This window comes from Pantoea sp. BR_17, assembly GCF_041955125.1.
GTDB classification, from domain to species: Bacteria; Pseudomonadota; Gammaproteobacteria; order Enterobacterales; family Enterobacteriaceae; genus Pantoea; species Pantoea stewartii.
Window position 1 is genome coordinate 288,653 of sequence record NZ_JAVAXT010000001.1, and the last position, 19,833, is coordinate 308,485.

At 53.7% G+C, this 19,833-nt stretch carries 15 protein-coding genes; 5 read left to right on the plus strand and 10 right to left on the minus strand.

Annotated features, from left to right (window positions below):
* The first annotated feature begins 142 nt into the window (after positions 1 to 142).
* On the plus strand, positions 143 to 4,042 hold the full coding sequence (hrpA, locus tag RAC60_RS01320; RefSeq protein ID WP_375092463.1) for an ATP-dependent RNA helicase HrpA: 3,900 nt from the start codon (positions 143 to 145) through the stop codon (positions 4,040 to 4,042).
* 76 nt (positions 4,043 to 4,118) lie between these two features.
* On the opposite strand, the gene RAC60_RS01325 is transcribed toward hrpA, so the two are convergent.
* The 5 genes from RAC60_RS01325 to rstA form a co-directional block, all read right to left on the minus strand.
* Entirely contained in the window at positions 4,119 to 4,928 is an 810-nt protein-coding gene (locus RAC60_RS01325; protein WP_006119261.1) for a serine protease, read from the minus strand.
* Between the two features lie 278 nt (positions 4,929 to 5,206).
* Positions 5,207 to 5,692 carry an acid resistance repetitive basic protein Asr gene (gene asr, locus RAC60_RS01330; RefSeq protein ID WP_006119259.1) on the minus strand — a complete coding sequence of 162 codons (486 nt, stop codon included), beginning with the start codon at positions 5,690 to 5,692 and terminating at the stop codon, positions 5,207 to 5,209.
* 167 nt (positions 5,693 to 5,859) lie between these two features.
* On the minus strand, positions 5,860 to 7,347 hold the full coding sequence (locus tag RAC60_RS01335) for a carboxypeptidase M32 (protein ID WP_058701851.1): 1,488 nt from the start codon (positions 7,345 to 7,347) through the stop codon (positions 5,860 to 5,862).
* An 18-nt stretch (positions 7,348 to 7,365) separates the two neighbouring features.
* On the minus strand, positions 7,366 to 8,667 hold the full coding sequence (gene rstB, locus RAC60_RS01340; RefSeq protein ID WP_006119257.1) for a two-component system sensor histidine kinase RstB: 1,302 nt from the start codon (positions 8,665 to 8,667) through the stop codon (positions 7,366 to 7,368).
* On the minus strand, positions 8,664 to 9,389 hold the full coding sequence (gene rstA, locus RAC60_RS01345; protein ID WP_006119256.1) for a two-component system response regulator RstA: 726 nt from the start codon (positions 9,387 to 9,389) through the stop codon (positions 8,664 to 8,666). The genes rstB and rstA overlap by 4 nt, the downstream gene beginning before the upstream one ends.
* A gap of 174 nt (positions 9,390 to 9,563) precedes the next feature.
* Between rstA and RAC60_RS01350 the strand changes: the two genes are divergently transcribed.
* Positions 9,564 to 9,974, plus strand: a complete 411-nt coding sequence (locus RAC60_RS01350) for a hypothetical protein (protein ID WP_006119255.1) — start codon at positions 9,564 to 9,566, stop codon at positions 9,972 to 9,974.
* Here RAC60_RS01350 and RAC60_RS01355 read toward each other — a convergent pair.
* Together RAC60_RS01355 and ydgH are read right to left on the minus strand one after the other, a co-directional pair.
* Entirely contained in the window at positions 9,971 to 11,359 is a 1,389-nt protein-coding gene (locus RAC60_RS01355) for a basic amino acid/polyamine antiporter (RefSeq protein WP_033741762.1), read from the minus strand. The genes RAC60_RS01350 and RAC60_RS01355 overlap by 4 nt on opposite strands.
* Before the next feature lie 205 nt (positions 11,360 to 11,564).
* Entirely contained in the window at positions 11,565 to 12,518 is a 954-nt protein-coding gene (ydgH, locus tag RAC60_RS01360) for a DUF1471 family protein YdgH (RefSeq protein WP_006119253.1), read from the minus strand.
* 533 nt (positions 12,519 to 13,051) lie between these two features.
* Here ydgH and pntA point away from each other — a divergent pair.
* Positions 13,052 to 14,584, plus strand: a complete 1,533-nt coding sequence (gene pntA, locus RAC60_RS01365; RefSeq protein ID WP_205950217.1) for a Re/Si-specific NAD(P)(+) transhydrogenase subunit alpha — start codon at positions 13,052 to 13,054, stop codon at positions 14,582 to 14,584.
* Between the two features lie 3 nt (positions 14,585 to 14,587).
* Entirely contained in the window at positions 14,588 to 15,976 is a 1,389-nt protein-coding gene (gene pntB, locus RAC60_RS01370; protein WP_375092464.1) for a Re/Si-specific NAD(P)(+) transhydrogenase subunit beta, read from the plus strand.
* 46 nt (positions 15,977 to 16,022) lie between these two features.
* On the opposite strand, the gene uspE is transcribed toward pntB, so the two are convergent.
* Positions 16,023 to 16,976, minus strand: coding sequence for a universal stress protein UspE (gene uspE / locus RAC60_RS01375; protein WP_006119247.1), 954 nt, complete (start codon positions 16,974 to 16,976; stop codon positions 16,023 to 16,025).
* A gap of 118 nt (positions 16,977 to 17,094) precedes the next feature.
* A complete protein-coding gene (locus tag RAC60_RS01380; RefSeq protein WP_006119246.1) occupies positions 17,095 to 17,835 on the minus strand; it encodes an FNR family transcription factor in 741 nt (246 codons plus the stop codon).
* A 318-nt stretch (positions 17,836 to 18,153) separates the two neighbouring features.
* On the opposite strand from RAC60_RS01380, the gene smrA reads away from it, so the two are divergent.
* Complete coding sequence (gene smrA, locus RAC60_RS01385; protein WP_033741758.1) at positions 18,154 to 18,720, plus strand: DNA endonuclease SmrA; 567 nt, start codon at positions 18,154 to 18,156, stop codon at positions 18,718 to 18,720.
* Here smrA and RAC60_RS01390 read toward each other — a convergent pair.
* Complete coding sequence (locus RAC60_RS01390) at positions 18,717 to 19,637, minus strand: LysR substrate-binding domain-containing protein (RefSeq protein WP_033741756.1); 921 nt, start codon at positions 19,635 to 19,637, stop codon at positions 18,717 to 18,719. The two genes, smrA and RAC60_RS01390, sit on opposite strands and share 4 nt — an antisense overlap.
* Between the last annotated feature and the right edge of the window lie 196 nt (positions 19,638 to 19,833).

Sequence of the window (19,833 nt, forward strand, 5' to 3'; positions counted from 1 at the left end):
TTAATTGAACAACCCGTCATGCGCGAGGTCCGCGCGGCAAACGGGAATGTGCTATGATAGGCGCAATTATTATCGTTAATCAGCGGGTTATCTTAGCACTGTACGCTGAGTCCACACCGCCTGAGTAAGGTACGTCATTACTATGTCTTCTCCGGTTTCATCTCCCTTAACGCCGCTTTGGTCGCGGCTTGATGCCCTGATGCTGCGCGACCGGCAGCGGCTGCAACGCCGGTTGCACGGTGCCAGAAAAGTGAAAAATCCTGATGCCCAACACGGTATTGCCGCCGAACTGGAGCAGGATATTCTCGCGGCTGAACAGCGCGTGGCCCAGCGTATTGCCGCCACACCGCGCATCACGTTCCCGGATAATCTTCCGGTCAGTCAGAAACAGCAGGATATCGCGGATGCGATTCGCGCTCATCAGGTCGTGATCGTGGCAGGTGAAACCGGCTCGGGAAAAACCACCCAGTTGCCCAAAATTTGCCTGGCGCTGGGACGCGGTATCACCGGTTTAATTGGCCATACGCAACCTCGTCGTCTTGCGGCGCGCACCGTCGCGAACCGCATTGCCGAAGAGCTGGAAACGTCGCTGGGCGGCTGCGTCGGCTACAAAGTGCGCTTTAATGATCAGGTCGGTGAAACCACGCAGATTAAGCTGATGACCGACGGGATTCTGCTGGCGGAGATCCAGCAGGATCGCCTGTTGATGCAGTATGACACCATCATCATCGATGAAGCGCACGAACGCAGCCTGAATATCGACTTCCTGCTGGGCTATTTGCGTGAGCTGCTGCCGCGCCGTCCGGATCTTAAAGTCATTATCACCTCGGCGACTATCGATCCGCAGCGCTTCTCCCGCCACTTTAACAACGCGCCGGTCATTGAAGTATCGGGCCGGACTTATCCGGTGGAAGTCCGTTATCGTCCGGTCGTCGAAGAGGCGGACGATGAGGAACGCGATCAGCTTCAGGCGATATTTGATGCGGTTGATGAGCTGAGCCAGGAGGGCCGGGGCGATATTCTGATCTTCATGAGCGGCGAGCGGGAGATTCGCGATACCGCCGATGCGCTGATGAAGCGCGATTTGCCGCATACCGAAGTGCTGCCGCTGTATGCGCGTCTGTCGAACAGTGAGCAAAATCGGGTATTTCAGTCACACAGCGGGCGACGTATCGTGCTGGCGACGAACGTTGCCGAAACCTCGCTCACCGTGCCGGGCATCAAGTACGTCATCGATCCGGGCACGGCGCGCATCAGCCGCTACAGCTACCGCACCAAAGTTCAGCGTCTGCCGATAGAGCCCATTTCTCAGGCTTCCGCGAATCAGCGTAAAGGACGTTGCGGCCGCGTATCGGAAGGGATCTGTATCCGGTTGTATTCTGAAGCGGATTTCCTGAGCCGTCCGGCCTTTACCGATCCCGAAATTCTGCGCACCAATCTGGCCTCAGTCATTCTGCAGATGACCGCGCTGGGACTGGGCGATATTGCGGCGTTCCCGTTTGTGGAAGCGCCGGATAAACGCCATATCCAGGACGGCGTCAGATTGCTGGAGGAGCTGGGCGCGCTGACCCTGAGCGAAGAAGGCCATTATAAACTCACCGGCTCTGGCCGCCAGCTGGCGCAACTGCCGGTGGATCCGCGCCTGGCACGCATGGTGCTGGCTGCCCGGCAGTACGGCTGTGTGCGCGAAGTGATGATTATCGCGGCAGGTTTGTCGATACAGGATCCGCGCGAACGCCTTGCAGAGAAGAAGCAGGCCTCCGATGAAAAACACCGGCGTTTTGCTGACAAAGAGTCTGATTTTATGGCCTTTGTTAACCTGTGGAACTACCTGGGCGAGCAGCAAAAAGCGCTGTCCGGCAATGTCTTCCGTCGCCAGTGTAAAGCCGATTTCCTTAACTACCTGCGCGTACGGGAATGGCAGGATATCTATACCCAACTGCGTCAGGTGGTCCGTGAGCTTGGTATTCCGGTGAACAGCGAACCGGCGGAGTATCGCGAGATCCACTGTGCGTTACTGACCGGTTTACTGTCGCATATCGGCCAGAAAGATGCGGAAAAGCAGGAGTTTACCGGTGCACGCAATGCGCGCTTTGCCATTTTTCCGGGCTCAGGTTTATTCAAAAAACCGCCCAAGTGGACAATGGTGGCGGAGCTGGTGGAAACCAGCCGACTCTGGGGCCGTATTGCCGCGCGTATCGATCCGGAATGGATAGAACCGCTGGCACAGCATCTGATCAAACGTAGCTACAGTGAACCGCACTGGGAGAAATCGCAGGGCGCCGTCATGGCCAGTGAGAAAGTCACCTTGTACGGCTTGCCGATTGTGGCCGCGCGCAAGGTCAACTATGGCGCGATCGATCCTACGCTGAGTCGCGAATTGTTTATTCGCCACGCGCTGGTGGAAGGCGACTGGCAAACGCGCCACGCTTTTTTCCGTGCTAATCAGAAGCTGCGCAGTGAAGTGGAAGACCTGGAACATAAATCGCGTCGCCGCGACATTCTGGTGGATGACGAAACCTTGTTTGCCTTTTACGACCAACGTGTAGGGAAAGAGGTGGTTTCCGCACGCCACTTTGACAGCTGGTGGAAACAGGTCAGCAAAACCACCCCGGAACTGCTCAATTTTGATAAGCAGATGCTGATCAAAGCGGGCGCCGATACGGTCAGCCAGCTCGACTATCCCAATGTCTGGCATCAGGGCAATCTCAAACTCAGGTTGAGTTATCAGTTTGAACCCGGTGCGGATGCCGATGGCGTGACGGTCCATATTCCGCTTCCGCTGCTGAACCAGGTCGATGAAGCCGGCTTTGAGTGGCAGATTCCCGGTGTACGGCGTGAACTGATTATTGCGCTGATTAAATCGTTACCGAAGCCGCTGCGTCGTCATCTGGTGCCCGCGCCAAACTATGCCGAGGCGTTTTTAGGCCGCGTGACCGCAATGGAAATGCCGCTGCTTGATGCCCTGTCGCGCGAGTTCCGCCGGATGACGGGCGTGACGCTGGAGCGGGACGACTGGCAATGGGAACAGGTGCCCGATCATCTGAAAATGACCTTCCGGGTGGTAGACGAACACAACCGTAAGCTGCAGGAAGGTAAAGATCTCGCGGCGCTGAAAGTGCTGCTTAAAGGCAAGGTGCAGGAAACGCTGTCCAACGTGGCGGATGATGGTCTGGAACAGCGCGGTTTACACCTCTGGAGCTTTGGCGATTTGCCTCGCAGCTACGAGCAAAAACGCGGCAACTACCAGGTAAAAGCCTGGCCCGCGCTGGTCGATGAGAAAGACAGTGTGGCCATCCGGTTATTCGACAGTGAGCATGAGCAGCAGAAAATGATGTGGCGCGGTCAGCGTCGGTTGCTGTTGCTGAATATTCCGTCGCCGGTGAAATATCTGCACGAAAAATTGCCGAATAAAGCCAAGCTGGGCCTCTATTTTAATCCCTATGGCAAAGTGATGGAGCTGATCGATGACTGTATTGCCTGCGGTATCGATAAGCTTATTGCCGAGGCGGGTGGACCGGCCTGGGAACAGGCGGCCTTCGATGCGCTGCGCGAGAAGGTCCGCGCCGAGCTGAATGATACCGTGGTGGAGATAGCAAAGCAGGTTGAGCAGATTCTGACGGCGGTCTTCAATATCAATAAGCGCCTTAAAGGTCGGGTTGATATGACACTGGCACTGGCGCTGGCCGATATTAAGGCGCAGATGAATGGGCTGGTGTACCGGGGATTTGTGACCCAAAATGGCTGGCGGCATCTGGCAGATACCTTACGTTACCTGCACGGTATTGAGCGTCGGCTGGAAAAATTGCCGGTTGATCCCCACAGCGACCGCGCCCGTATGCTCCGGGTTCAGGCTGTTGAACAGGCCTGGCAGGCCTGGCGCAACAAACTGCCGCCGCAGCGTCAGGATGATGAGGATGTGCTGCATATTCGCTGGATGCTGGAAGAACTCCGCATCAGTCTGTTCGCACAGCAGCTTGGCACGCCTTATCCCATTTCAGATAAGCGCATCATGCAGGCGATGGAGCAGATCACCGCCTGACGGCGGCAAACAGGGTCTTGTAAGAATAAAAAAGCCCGCATTTAAGAATGCGGGCTTTTTTGTGTAACGGTGAGAGCTACTGCGCCAGCGCTTCCAGCCGGTCTTTAAATGACGTCACGGCAATCGCGCGGTTGTCAGCCAGATAACGGTCTTTCGCCGCCGGGGCAGAACTCTGCACCGCTATCAGTTGCCAGCCCTTATCGCCTTTCAGCAGGAGCGGAGAACCGCTGTCGCCAGGCAAGGTATCGCACTGATGCGATAAAACCGCCCGTTGCGCCCAGCCGGTAATCAGGCAGTCGCTGTGTGAATACAGGCTGTCGAGATGATCGGCGGGATAACCTGCCTGGGTCACCTTGCGGCCCGCCGCTTTCAGCGCTTCGGTTAAGTCACTACGCGAACCTTCAAACAGCGGAATCGGCGTAATGGCAGAAGGGGGATTGCGCAAAATAATCAAACCGTAATCGAACGGCGCTGCATTGCTGGGGACGATCCAGCCTTCGCCATCCGCTTTCAGCTTATGCACCAGCGACGGTTCAACGCGCGCATCGATGTCATGAATTTCGTAGCGCCAGCCTTTTTTGGTAGACATAAAACGTAGCGCTACGGGTTTATCAAATTTACCTGGAGGTGTCAGTAAACAGTGGCCCGCCGTCAGGGCAAGATGGGGAGAAATTAACGTGGCGGTGCACAGATTACCGCTCTCGGTTTCCAGTTGTCCTATCGCATCCCAGGGGGCCGCGCTGACATCGGTAATGGCCTGGCGATGATCTTTGCCAAAAAACAACATTTTAATTTCGGCGGGTGTCGGTGAATCATCATTATCATCAGCATGAACAAACGCGGTGAAACTGAAAAGTCCAACGATTAACAGGGTAGCCAGGCGCATAGAACTCTCAATAGCGAGAAAAAGAAAACGTTTTTGTTATTACTAAAGTGACATAACTATAGTCAGTGAGGCGTGAAAAAGGGAGTTTTTTCAGTGAATCAGTACGCTACAGCGACTAAATAAAAAAACTGGCCGCGATAACGCCACATAAGATCATCACAATCAGAATAATTTCGAAGCGATAGCGACGGACCATATTAGCCACTCCAGTAAAGAAACACCCGGCAGAACCGGGTGTTTTTAATTATTAACGCTTACTCGGACCCTAAAGGGCGACCTTATTTTTTAGCGGCTTTTTTGTGGTGCTTTTTAGCTGCCTGGGCTTTCTGAGCTGGCTTTTTGGTGTGTTTTTTAGCGGCCTGAGCTTTCTGGGCTGCTTTTTTGTGGTGCTTTTTAGCGGCCTGAGCTTTCTGGGCAGCTTTTTTGTGGTGTTTTTTAGCAGCCTGGGCTTTCTGAGCTGGCTTTTTGGTGTGTTTCTTAGCAGCCTGCGCTTTCTGTGCAGTGTCTTTCTTCGCTACTTTCTTCTTAGCGGCCTGTGCTTTCTGGGCAGCTTTTTTGTGGTGTTTCTTAGCAGCCTGCGCTTTCTGTGCAGCTTTATGATGCTTCTTATGGACAGCAGCTTTGTGCTCAGCTTTAGCAGGTGCAGCGGTGGTGGTCGCAGCCGCTGGAGCAGCAGTTGCAGGAGCGGCAGTTGTCTCAGCAGCGAAAGCAACTGAAGACAGACCCATAGCAGCGGCGATTACCAGTGCAAATAATTTTTTCATTGCAAAATCCTCGGACTATTTTTTCATGTGTAGCCCACTGCGGGGCCGGTGAGAAGACTATATGAAAATAAAACTGGCGCGTCCGTGGGTGATTGGTATCGCTGTGTAACCGATTGTACAAAGGGGATGTACGGGAGGAAAAGGCGGCCCTCAGGCCGCCTGCTACCTTAACTGTTCAGGTAACGTTGCTCAAGATGTTTGCGGAAATAGTCTGGGTTGAGCGCTTCGCCAGTAGCATTGACAATCAACTGTTCGGTGGTGAAACGGCTGCCATGTTGCCAGATATTCTGCTGCAGCCAGTCAAATACCGGCTGCAGGTCGCCATGCTGTATCAGCTCGGCGGATTGCGGAATTGCGTTTTGTAACGCCTGGAACAGCTGCGCAGCGTACATCGCCCCGAGTGTGTATGTCGGGAAATAGCCGAAGGCGCCATCGGTCCAGTGAATATCCTGCATGCAGCCATCGCGGTAGTTGCCGCGCGTATCCAGACCCAGGGATTGTTGCATCTTTTCATCCCACAGCGCCGGAATGTCTTCAACCTCAATCTCGCCTTCAATCAGCGCGCGTTCGATCTCGTAGCGCAGAATGACGTGCGCCGGATAGCTCAGTTCGTCCGCATCCACCCGAATCAGGCCCGGTTTAACCTGCTGCGTCAGCCGGACAAAGTTATCTGCCTGAAGGGCGGGCTGGTCACCGAGCTGACTGATGATTTGCGGCAGGATACGCTGCAGGAAAGGTGCGCTGCGTCCCAGTTGCATTTCCATAAACAGACTTTGTGACTCATGGATGGCCGTGGATCGCGCCAGCGCAACCGGCTGACCGCGCCATTGCTCAGGCAAATTCTGTTCGTAGCGCGCGTGGCCAGTCTCATGAATGACGCCCATCATGGCGCTCAGAAACTCATCCTGATTGTAGCGGGTGGTAATACGCACATCTTCGGGCACGCCGCCGCAGAAAGGGTGCGCGCTAATGTCCAGGCGGCCATGGTTAAAATCAAACCCCAGCTCGGCCATCACGCGTAAACCCAGTTCGCGCTGTGAGGCTATCGGGAACGGTCCCTGGGGCGTGATCACCGGCTGCTGAGCCTGTTTTTCGACGACCTGCTGCAACAAGTGTGGAAGCCAGGTTTTTAACTGCCCGAAGGTATGATCCAGCGTGGCGCTGGTCATGCCCGGTTCAAACACGTCAAGCAGCGCGTCATAGCGGGAGCAGCCGTTCGCTTGCGCACGCAGTTCAGCTTCCTGACGGCTTAAGCGTACGACCTCTTTCAAATTGGTCGCAAAACCCTGCCAGTCGTTTGCCGGACGCTGTGTACGCCAGGCATGCTCACAGCGCGATCCCGCAATGGATTTGGCTTCGACCAGTTCAGCAGGCAGTAATGTTGCCTGAACATAAGCGCGGCGCATTTCGCCCAGATTGGCGCGTTCAACATCATTCAGCGATTGCTGTTCTGCCTGATCCAGCCAGTCACCAATGCGTTTATCCGTCAGAATCTGATGTTGCAGCACACTCATTTCCGCCAGCGCTTCGCCCCGTGCGGCGCTGCCACCGGCGGGCATCATGGTTTGCATGTCCCATCCGGCGATGGCGCTGAGATGACTGAAACGCGACAGGCGCTGGAAGGTCTTACAAAGGTGTTGATAGGCTGAAGTCACACAAAGCTCCTGAATGCGTTAACGTCGTGGAAGTTCCCGAAAGGGGAGATCGAGCGGCCAGCTAAAACGCAGGCTGGCACCGCCAAGCGGGCTGGTTTCAACGGAAACCCGGCCGCTGAGCGCATGGGCGATGGAGTGAACGATGGCCAGGCCAAGTCCACAGCCGCCCGTTGCGCGGTCGCGACTCGGATCGAGCCGGACAAAGGGTTCAAATACACGTTCACGTTCTTCATGGGGGATCCCCGGACCGTCATCGTCGACCTGCAAATTACCGACTGCGCCGTCAAACCATAAGCTGACCCGCAGGCGCTGGTTTGCATAGCGCAGCGCATTATTGACAAGGTTGTCCAGCACGCGCTCCATAAGCCGGGTGTCTGAAACGCCGTAATTTTCCCGCTGGGGTAAGTCCAGCTCAATCTGCGTATCCGGGTTGATGGCCTGGAAGTCTTCCATGCGTTCACGCAACCAGCTGGCCAGATCCAGCGACTGCAAATTAAGGTCGACGCGTGGACGATCCAGACGGGCATAGGTCAGCAGCTCTTCAATCAGGCTTTCCAGCTGACTCACATCACGATTCAGCGCCGCAGATTCGGCTTCGCTCAGGTTATCGCTCATCTCCAGACGATAGCGCAGCCGCACAAGCGGTGTACGCAACTCGTGAGCGATACCATCAATAAGCTGTTTCTTGCTGGCGACGAGCGTATTGATATTCTCAGCCATTTGGTTAAATGCGACGCCAACGCGAAACAGGCTGGAGGTGCTGTCGAAATGAGTACGCACGTCCAGTTGCCCCTGACCAAAACGCTGAGCGGCATGTTCCAGTCGCAGCATCTCTTTCCAGTGCGGACGCAGCCAGATAAATACCGGCAGCCCAAGCGACATGCCAATAAATACGACCAGTGCCATATCCAGCAGGCGCATTTGATGCAGATAAAAAAGGTAAGGTATAGGTCCGACGGTCAGGACATAATGACTGCGCGGAATGTGTTGCAGGAAGGTGTATTTGTCGTCCAGCGCAACGATTTCGCCCGCACGCAGACGGCGTAACTCATTTTCATCCAGTTCGAACCGGCTCATGGGCTCAATATGCAGCTCAAATGACAAACCGAGATCCAGACTTTTGATCGTCTTATTCCAGTCGCGCGGCGGGATTTCACGCAGTTCACTGCGAATCAGGTAGAGCGAGCTGGCCATCAAGTCGTTCATGGACTGGCGGCCTGCGCGTTCGGCGGTAAATTTATAGACCAGCCCGACCATCAGCGACATCACCAGAAAACAGACAAACAGCAGCAGGTAGAACTGAATAAAAAGTTTTTTCATACCGAACGCGTGTCCCAGGCCTGCGGCGCAAACAAATAGCCTTTGTTGCGGATGGTTTTGATACGGAATGGCTCTGTTGCGCTGTCGTGCAGTTTTTTACGCAAACGCGAGATGGCAACATCAATACTGCGATCCATGCCATCGTAACTGACGCCGCGTAAGGTTTTCAGCAAGGCATCACGGTTAAGAATTTGTCCGGCATGGCTGGCCAGCACCCAAAGCAGATCAAAATCCGCCGTGGACAGGGCGATATTTTCTTCAAACAGCACGACCTGGCGATTCAGGGCATCGATGGTCAGTGAGCCAAAGCGCAACATGCGTGTATTTTTCGTCGGCGCAGGGGCTTCTTCACTTTGCACCTGTTGTGACTGACGCAGGTGCAGACGCAATCGCGCCAGCAGAACGGCTGGGGGAGCCGTTTTCAGAATATAGTCCTGCGCGCCCATCTCCAGCGCGAGGATATGGTTCATATCGCTGTCAAGGGAGGTCAGCAGCACGATCGGCCCCTGCCAGTTTGCCCGTAAGTCACGGCAGATTGACATGCCATCTTTGCCGGGCAGCATGATGTCGAGCATGACCAGGTCGGGTTGCTGTTCGGCAATGGTGGCTTCAGCCCGATCGCCGCGCGTCTCAACAATCACCTCAATATCATGGCGTCCCAGGTAGGCGGCAATGAGCGAACCGACCTCCGGTTCATCTTCTACGTAAACAATTTTATGCATAATTCACACTAACGTAAAAAGGAGGGATAAAGCATAACTTTTCCTGGCGCAGAGCTCTATCCAATCACACGAAATATCCTTGAGTAACTGGTATATAATCCGCAAAATATGCAATCATTAACCCTGCGTTTAATATGAGTTCCGGATTCATTGTGATCACCTTGAGGAGCCAAAGTGTTTGATAAAGAGCTGGCATCAGCGGTATACCGTGATCGCATCCGCTTTAACTACAGTGATTTCCTGTCGGCATCCTGCAAAAAACGTTGGAGCTTTGTGGATGCCATCTATGGCGTACTGCCCATATTCGGCATGGTGACACGCAAATCTGCGCACAGTTTACAGGCAAGTGAAGATCACCTGAAAGAATTAGCCTTGCAAATCATATCAACCCAGGTCAGCGACGAAATCAACATCGCCCGCCTGATTACGTTAGCCGAGCAGCAGCACATTGCCCGCGTGGATATCCAGCTTCCGTATCCGCTGTCAGAGAAACAGCTGGAGGCGATTCATGAAGAGTACCGTAAGCCCGTGACGCTGACACAGCAGGATGACCTGCTGTGCGTGGTTCTCGGTCAGTCTCACTAAGTCAGTAGGGCCCACATCGCAGGCAGGGTTGCCACCATAATACAGACCATGGCAACCCGCTCAACGGGCCGCAGCGCCACCGCATGTCCGCCCCGACGTGCGAACATAAACAGCAAAATGCCCGGCGCATAGAGCACGACAGACATAAACAGATGCAGTGGACCGGAGGCATACAGCAACCAGATGCCGTACACGCTGGCACCGATGCCTGTCACGAGCGCCCAGGGTTTATGTTGTCCTTTGACCACCTTGATCAAATACAATCCCACCAGCAAATAGGGCACCAGAATCATTTCTGAGGCAATGGTCAACAGCATGTTGTAATCCGCACCGGTCAGGGCGATCAGGATCAGGCAAACCTGCACACTACCGTTTGTCAGCCACAGTGAGGCGGCTGGCGCATTACGGACGTTCTGGCGGGCAATACTGCGGGGGAAGGCACCTTGCTGCGCGGCAATAAACGGCACTTCTGCCGCCATAATGGTCCAGCTCAGATAGGCACCGCAGACAGAAATAATCAAGCCCACGACAATGATTGCGTTACCCCAGCTTCCCGTCAGTTGCGTCATCAGGCCCGCCATTGAAGGGTTACGCATTTCGGCCAGCGCCGCGCGCGGCACGATCCCTAACGACAGCAGGGTGACCAGCAGATAAACCAGCAGGGCGGCCAGCACGGCCAGCAGCGTTGCCCGTCCGACATCCTTTTTATGGCGAGCTCGCGACGAGACCACTACAGCACCTTCCACGCCGATAAACACCCACAGCGTGATTAACATGGTCTGTTTGACCTGTTGCCATAACGGAACGCCGAGGCTCAGCCCGGAAAAATCAAAATGGAAGCGGTCATAATTGAAGGCCATGACGGCCAGCACCACAAACAGCAGCAGCGGCACCAGTTTGCCCAGTGTCGCCAGCAGGTTAATGCTGGCGGCGGTCTGAACGCCCCGCAATACCAGCCAGTGAACCAGCCACAGCACTACGGATGCGCCCAGCATCGCCTGCCAGGTATTCCCGTTACCAAAAATAACCCTGTCTGGCGTATCGGTGAAGAAACTCAGGGCAGAGAAAACAATAACCAGATAGGACACGTTGGCGATAACCGCACACAGCCAGTAACCCCAGGCGGAACAAAATCCCGTCAACTCACCGAATCCAGCGCGGGCGTAGGTAAAGATACCGCCATCCAGATCGGGTTTGAGTCGCGTCAGCAGCAGCATCGCCAGCGACAGGAAAATAATCCCTGCGCCGGTGATCAGCCAGCCAGTCAGCAACGCGGCCGGACCTGCGACCGCCGCCATATTTTGTGGCAAGCTGAAAACACCCGCACCCAGCATGGAGCTGAGTACCAGCGCGGTCAGGGCACTGAGGCCTAATTTTTTCTCCAAAACATTCTTCCTGCGAGCATAAGTGGCTGGGTGACCAGCATAAACACCCTATTATATCGGTGTTGTGTTGCGTAAATCGCGTGTAATACGCTGAAAAACAGGCGGAGGATTTTACGGAGTGCGGTGAAGGATGGCAATGCGTGACTATGCAAAATTGCGCAGGGATTATGCAAACAGTTGGGCGGCTTGCGCCGCCCTTAATTGCTTATTTGAACAGATCGGCGGTCACGGTGAGGTTACCCCCGCTCTGGTTCTGCCACTGGCGTGTGATGTGGTAGAACTTCGCACCTTTGCCAGCCGCACGTTTGGCGGCTTCCTGCGAAACTTCGGTTGGTGTGCCGAAATGGCCGCTGAAGGTGACCGTATCAAACGGCTGCATCTGTGCCGCGGTGACTGCGTTCAGCTCCTGGATTTCCCGGCCGTCTGGCAGCGTCACAGAATAGCGTTTACCGGTTGAACTCTGCGTTTCAAAGAAGCGGCCCACGGCATTGCTTGGGGTTTCAGAGGAGGCAACGCCCGGAATCTCGACTTTTTTCGCCTCAGCACCGCCTGCGGCCAGCGCGGCTTTACCTGCCTGAGAATCAGCCGGAATGCTATCCGGGCTCTGCACGGCGCGCTGTTTTGCATCCGCCTTATAGATGTAAGCGGTAATGAACTGGTTGCCACCGGTATTGGCATCAACCTGACGCACAATAAAGAAGGACGCAGCGCCTTTTTCTTTCGCGGCTTTAGAAATTGCCTCGTTCACATCGGGCTGGCTGGGGAAAAAGCCGGTCACCGTCACGGTATCAAAAGGTTCAAGGCGATAGGCTTCCGCTTTCGGCAGCTCTTTCAGGCCATTAAACATCCGGTAGTCGGTTTCCTGACTCGCTTTAGGCGCATTCGCCTTATACAGATCCGCGGTTACGCGCCAGTTACCACTGTTACCGTTGCTGTCGTTAATACCTTGAATGTAATACGAATCTGCATTCAGTTCATCAGCACGTTTGGAGACGGCATCCGCCGCATCGCCAATTGCATTAAAACGACCGGTGATATTAATACGTTCGAATGGCTTCAACGCGGCCGCTTGTTCTGGCGTCAGCTCTTTAGCGGCAAACGCATTTCCCGCCAGCAGAGATAACAATGTAGATGCCAGAATAGTGTTCTTCAGCTTCATAAAAATGATCCTTCGCCTTACGCAAAATGAGTACGAAAACGTGCTGGACTCTTGATGTATAACAGAATAGCTGCTGATTATTACATGTTATAAACACGCTGTCGCAGCCAATTTTTGCGATTTCTCTCTCGTTGTGATCCGGTTTTTTTTATCCCGGCGTCACGACTCGGTATTTTACCTTACGCTTAAGACAGGCAGATGAAATAAACGTTCGTAGCTTTATCAAAACCGTTAATGCGTTGTTAAATTTAGGTTTTTCCGAAAGGAATATTCGTATCGAAGGGCGCTTAGTTAGTTAATTATCTGCCAGTGATGCGATCAGACAGTGACGTTATGCGGCATAACGAGGCCAAAACTGGATATTACCGCGAATGTGACATTGGTGCGTCTGTGCAGTAGATCACCTGTAACATTTTCAGTAGGTTTAGACACGATTATGGCCTTGCATTTATTCACACCGCCTGAACGCGGATGACGTCAGAGCAGTCTGTACCACAAGGGTCATCATCCTTTAATCGATGAAAGGGAACACTATGTTAATTGGAATACCCAAAGAGCGGTCAGCCAATGAGTCGCGCGTGGCTGCCACGCCGAAAACCGTTGAACAACTCATCAGGCTGGGTTTTAGCGTCACGATTGAACAGGGTGCGGGTAAGCCTGCCAGTTTTGATGATGACAGCTATGTCAACGCCGGCGCCACGCTGACCGATCGCCAGCAGGTCTGGCAAGCCGATATTGTGCTGAAAGTGAATGCACCCGGTGAAGACGACATTGCACTGATGCGCGAGGGCAGCACGCTGGTCAGTTTTATCTGGCCTGCTCAGCACCCTGAACTGCTGGATAAACTGGCTGCGCGTAAGGTCACCGTTATGGCGATGGACGCCGTGCCCCGTATTTCCCGTGCGCAGTCGCTGGATGCGCTGAGCTCAATGGCCAATATTGCAGGTTATCGGGCCATCGTGGAGGCGGCACACGAATTTGGTCGCTTTTTCACCGGTCAGATCACCGCTGCCGGGAAAGTCCCGCCTGCCAAAGTGATGGTGATTGGTGCGGGCGTGGCGGGTCTGGCGGCAATCGGTGCCGCAGGCAGCCTGGGCGCGGTTGTTCGCGCCTTTGACACGCGTCCGGAAGTGAAGGAACAAGTGCAAAGTATGGGCGCAGAGTTCCTTGAACTGGATTTCAAAGAAGAGGCGGGCAGTGGTGATGGTTACGCCAGAGTCATGTCGGATGCTTTTATTAAAGCAGAAATGGCGCTTTTCGCTCAGCAGGCCCAGGAGGTGGATATTATTGTCACCACGGCGCTGATTCCGGGTAAACCTGCGCCGACGTTGATCACCAGGGAAATGGTGGCCAGCATGAAGCCTGGCAGCGTCATTGTTGACCTGGCGGCACAAACCGGCGGCAACTGTGCGCTTACCGTCGCCGATCGGGTCACTGTAACGGACAACGGCGTAAAAATTATCGGGTATACGGATCTGCCCAGCCGGTTACCGACGCAATCATCTCAGCTCTACGGCAGCAATCTCGTCAACCTGATGAAATTGCTTTGTAAAGAGAAGAATGGCGAGATCGTCATTGACTTTGATGACGTCGTCATCCGCAGTGTCACGGTGATTCGAGACGGCGAGATCACCTGGCCTGCGCCGCCAGTTCAGGTCTCCGCCGCGCCGAAGACCGCGGCTGCCGCTGCACCGGCGCAAACGAAAAGCCCGGCGGCACCCGTTTCCCCCCGGCGTAAATATGGGCTGCTGGCAGGCGCTGTCGTGCTCTTCGCCTGCCTCGCGAATGTTGCCCCCAGTGAATTCCTGTCACATTTCACCGTCTTTGCGCTGGCCTGTGTGGTGGGCTACTACGTGGTCTGGAATGTGAGTCATGCGCTGCATACGCCGCTCATGTCAGTCACCAATGCGATTTCGGGCATTATTGTGGTAGGGGCAATATTGCAAATGGGGCACGGCGGCTGGGTGAGTTTTCTTTCTTTTATTGCCGTATTGATCGCCAGCATCAATATCTTCGGTGGCTTCACCGTCACGCAGCGTATGCTGAAAATGTTTCGTAAGGGGTAAGCTATGTCTGGCGGATTAGTGACGGCAGCCTATATCGTTGCTGCAATTCTGTTCATTATGAGTCTGGCGGGTCTTTCAAAACATGAGACCTCAAGACAGGGCAATATATTTGGTATCAGCGGCATGGCGATTGCGCTGATCGCGTCTGTATTTGGTCCCGACAGCAGTCATGTTGTCTGGATTTTGCTGGCGATGGTTATTGGCGGTGCCATCGGTATTCGGCTGGCGAAACGGGTAGAAATGACCGAAATGCCCGAGCTGGTGGCGATACTGCACAGCTTCGTCGGCCTGGCCGCCGTACTGGTAGGCATTAACAGCTATATCGATCATGCTCCTGGCTTGCCGGCGGTTATTGAAAACATCCATCTCAGCGAAGTCTTTATCGGCATCTTTATCGGTGCAGTCACCTTTACGGGCTCGCTGGTCGCCTTTGGCAAATTGTGTGGCAAAATCTCGTCGCGGCCCTTAATGCTGCCTCAGCGGCATAAGCTGAATCTGCTGGCGCTGGTCGTCTCGTTTTTACTGCTACTGTGGTTTGTTAACACGCAAAGTCGCGGTGCGCAGGTGTTTGCGCTGGTGATCATGCTTATCATTGCGTTGGCGTTTGGCTGGCACCTGGTGGCCTCCATCGGTGGTGCAGACATGCCGGTCGTTGTTTCGATGCTCAACTCTTATTCCGGTTGGGCGGCCGCAGCGGCAGGGTTTATGCTCAGTAACGATCTGCTTATCGTGACCGGTGCGCTGGTAGGTTCCTCGGGGGCAATTCTCTCTTACATAATGTGTAAGGCCATGAATCGCTCGTTTATCAGCGTTATTGCCGGTGGATTTGGCAGCGATGGCACAGCTTCAACGACAAGTGATGAGACCGGCGAACATCGTGAAATCAGCGCAGAAGAAACGGCAGAGATGCTCCGATCTTCCCGTTCCGTGATCATTACGCCCGGCTACGGTATGGCCGTTGCACAGGCACAGTATCCGGTAGCGGAAATCACGGAAAAACTCCGCGCCCGCGGCATCAACGTGCGTTTTGGTATTCATCCGGTCGCCGGCCGTTTGCCTGGCCATATGAACGTTCTGCTGGCAGAGGCGAAAGTGCCTTATGACGTGGTGCTGGAAATGGACGAAATCAACGATGATTTTAGCGATACCGATACGGTACTGGTTATCGGGGCCAACGACACGGTTAATCCTGCGGCGCAGGATGATCCGGGCAGCCCGATTGCCGGTATGCCGGTGCTGGAAGTGTGGAAAGCGCAAAACGTTATTGTGTTCAAACGCTCAATGAATACGGGCTATGCCGGTGTGCAAAATCCGCTGTTCTTTAAAGAAAATACTCACATGCTGTTCGGGGATGCCAAAGCCAGCGTAGAAAGTATTCTGAAAGCGCTGTAAAAGAAAAGGGCGACGATAACCGTCGCCCTTTTTACTGAAGGCCGCGTTAATCGTGCTCGTCTTCGTCGTCAAGCGTAATGGGTGAGACAAAATCATCCGGCTTAATCGCCAGCAGGTCACAGCGCAGGTGATCAATCACCTGCTCAGCCGTATTCCCCAGGAAAGCTGCCGACAGTCCGGTCCGTCCAATCGTCCCTAACACCACAATGCCCGCGCCAAGGTGGGCGGACAATTCCGGGATCACTTCTTCCGGCAGGCCTTTTTCAACGTGGGTAAACTCTTCACTGATGGAGAATTTTTGTCGCAGGGCCTTCATGGCTACCAGATGCTGGCCGCGAATGGCATCGTTGTAGACGCTGGGATCAAAGTCGGGCAGTTCGATAGCAATGTTGATTGGCGTAATCGGATAGGCGCCCACCAGATGCACTTCGGTATGATTGACGCTTTCGGCCAGTTTAACGGTTTCGCGAATGAGTTTCTGATTAAGCGCATCGTGGTGCGGTTCTTCGCTGGCCAGATTGACCGCCACCAGCGCTTTACCGCCTTCGGGCCAGGGTTGATCCTTAACCATCCACACCGGGCAAGGGCACTTACGTAACAGGTGCCAGTCTGTCGGTGTAAAAATAACCGCTTCCAGCCGGTCGTGCTGGTGCGCCATTTTCAGCACTAAATCATGTTGATGCGCCAGCACTTCCTGGATGATTGCTTCATAGGGCCGATTGTGCCAGATGACTTTAATGTCTATATCCACACCAGCATCCAGATAAGCCTGCGCCTGTTCACGAATCCATTCCGAGCGCTGGCTGATCACACCCTGACGCATCGCGGTGCGTTCATCTGGTGACAGCAGGGTGGTCATTTCGTATGAAAAGTCGTAGATGGGCAGAAATGCTTTGATTTTGCCGCCGATAAGCTGGTTGAGATAGACCGCACGTCGCAGCGCGGGCTGGTCATCCTGCTGAGGATCAATGGCGACCAGAATGTTTTGATACTGGGACATAGGCTACTCTCCTTAGACCGACGCGACTGGTTTAAAGATAGCCTATGTTAAGTGCACTAAGAAAGTGAAAAGATGTAGCCGGATCAACAAAATAAGATTTGTTAACCCGGCCTGAGGATTACGCCGCCTGGTGGCTCTGACCGGCCAGCGCTTCCAGCATCGCGTGGTTCTCAATGGTGATATATTTGCCTTTTACGGCCAGCATACCCGATTTCTGGAAACGCCCCAGCAGTCGGCTAATGGTTTCAACGGTTAAACCCAGATAATTCCCGATATCGCCGCGCGTCATCGTCAAACGGAACTCACGCTGTGAGAAGCCGCGCTGGCCATAGCGGCGGGATAAGTTCCAGACGAAGGCGGCCAGGCGCTCTTCCGCGTTTTTCTTGGACAGCAGCAAAATCATGTCCTGGTCGCCTTTAATTTCACCGCTCATCAGGCGCATCATCTGCTGACGCAGGGCAGGCATTTTGCCGGACAGGTCATCCAGCGTATCGAAAGGAATTTCGCAGACCATCGCCGTTTCCAGCGCCTGGGCGAAGCTGGGATGACTGGCGTTCATAATGGCATCAAATCCCACCAGATCGCCGGCCAGGTGAAAACCGGTGATTTGTTCATCTCCCTGCTCGGTGATGGTATAGCTTTTAATGGTGCCGGAACGGATTGCGTAGAGCGACTTCAGCTCATCACCCGCTTTGAACAGCGTATGGCCTTTTTGAATGGGTTTTTTTCGCTCAATAATATTATCAAGCTGATCCAGCTCATGTTCATTAAGGGTGAAAGGGATGCATAGCTGACTGATGCTGCAATCCTGGCAGTGAATCGCACAACCGCCTGACTGAATACGTTTTTCAGGGAACATAGTAGTTTGCTCGACGATAATTGACTGGGGTCAATTTTACCATTTTCTCGGTGTAAGGGAACTCATCCGAGCAGTTTTTAGGCATACAAAAAGTGTGGTTTCCGCAATACTGCTAAAGGCTGTTATGACAGGGTTTTTTGATGTCATCTTATTAAGATCGTAAACAAATCTTTACGGATTTTTGATCTCATACAGAATTTATCTTAATCTGAAAGGCCAGAAGGGACGATAAAAACGGGATTAGCGCAGGCTTTACCGATTTTGCTACTATTTGGTTTCAAGTCAATTTTGCGTCATATCATTTACCAGGGGCGAGCCATGAACCTTGACGATGACAATCTGTTTCGTGACGCGATGAATGACGTTACGCCACTCAAAGATGCAGAAAATACGCGCTGGAATCACAGCGCCGCCAGCAAAAAAGTGCCGCCTCGGTCACCAGAACCTGAAGACGAAAACTTTTTAACCCGCGGTTACCTGGACATCATTCCTCTTGAGCAGCAACTTGAGTTTAAAGCTGAAGGCATCCAGCAGGGCGTGCTGGATAAATTACGCAAGGGGCAATATGCGCTGGATGCCAGCCTGAATCTGCTACGCCAGCCTGTTGAAACCTGCCGTCAAAATTTGTTTACCTTCATGCAGGATGTCCGTAAAGCCGGATACAGAAACCTGCTGATTATTCACGGCAAAGGCCGGGACAATGACTCTCATGCCAACATTGTGCGCAGCTATCTTGACCGCTGGTTGCGTGAATTTGACGACGTCCAGACCTTTTGTGTCGCACAGAAGCAGCATGGCGGCTCCGGTGCGCTCTATGTCGGTCTACGCAAAACGGAAAAAGCGCGTCAGGAAAACTGGGAGCGCCATGCTAAACGCAGCCGCTAGCTGTGAAACTTACGAATGGTACTCATCAACACTTCGGCGCTCAGGCTTAAGGTGTTACCGGTGCGCGTGATTATCCCTACGGGTTCACCCGGGCCGGGAGAGGTGATGGGCAACGATATCAGGGCATTGTGGCTAAGATCTTCTTTGACGGCCCCGGAAGGCACAAACCAGATGTAGTCATAGCGCAGCGCCAGCTGACGGGCCAGCGACGTTGAAGACGTTTCGACGCAATGGGGCGGCAGACAGCACCCTTGCTCATCCAGCATCTGCTGTGCCAGGCGGCGCGGCGCGGTGCCTTCCGGGGAAATCACAACAGGCCACTGCATGGCACGTGAAAGCGTGACGTTGTCACTTAAAAGCGGATGCTCCGGTCTGACGACCAGCTTTAATGACTCCAGAAACAGCAGTTCATAGGTCAGGCCGGTCATCATCTCTTTATCCGCCATTCGGCCGATGCCCAGATCAAATTCGCCCGCTCTCAGCCCCGCCAGCAACACATTATTATGTAAGGTGGCAACCTGAATGGTCGTGTTGGGACGCAGTTGATGAAAACGGTCAAGAATCTGTGGCAACATGCCCATCGCCGCCGTGGTTAAGGCACCAAGGCGAATGACTACCGGACGCTCGTTGATCTGTTCATTAAAACTCTGGCCGGCATGATTCAGCGCTTCTAACACTTTTACCGCATGGATAAGAAACTGTTCTCCCATGGTGGTCAGTTGTGCGCCCAGCCGACCGCGTTCGAACAGGCGGACGCCGGTGAGTTCTTCAAGTTCGTTGAGGGTTTTAGAAAGCGCAGGTTGACTGAGACTTAAGGTCTCGGCTGCACGCCCCAGGGTTCCCTGCTGCGCGACGGCAACAAAGGCATGTAAATGGCGCAAGCGAATGCGCTGATTGAAAAGGATATTTTTTTCCATTTACCCAACTTAATGACATTGCCAGGTGACAGGCAACTATTTAAGCTGGATTTTGTTAACTTTGCTGCAAATTTTTATTAACAATGTGTACTTTTTGCAGCGGAGCGTTTTAAGTGGTTGATTATTAATGAAGGCGTTGTTTTTTTGCCTGACACAACGTTTTTCACGGTTGCTGAAAAAACATCAACTTACCGCA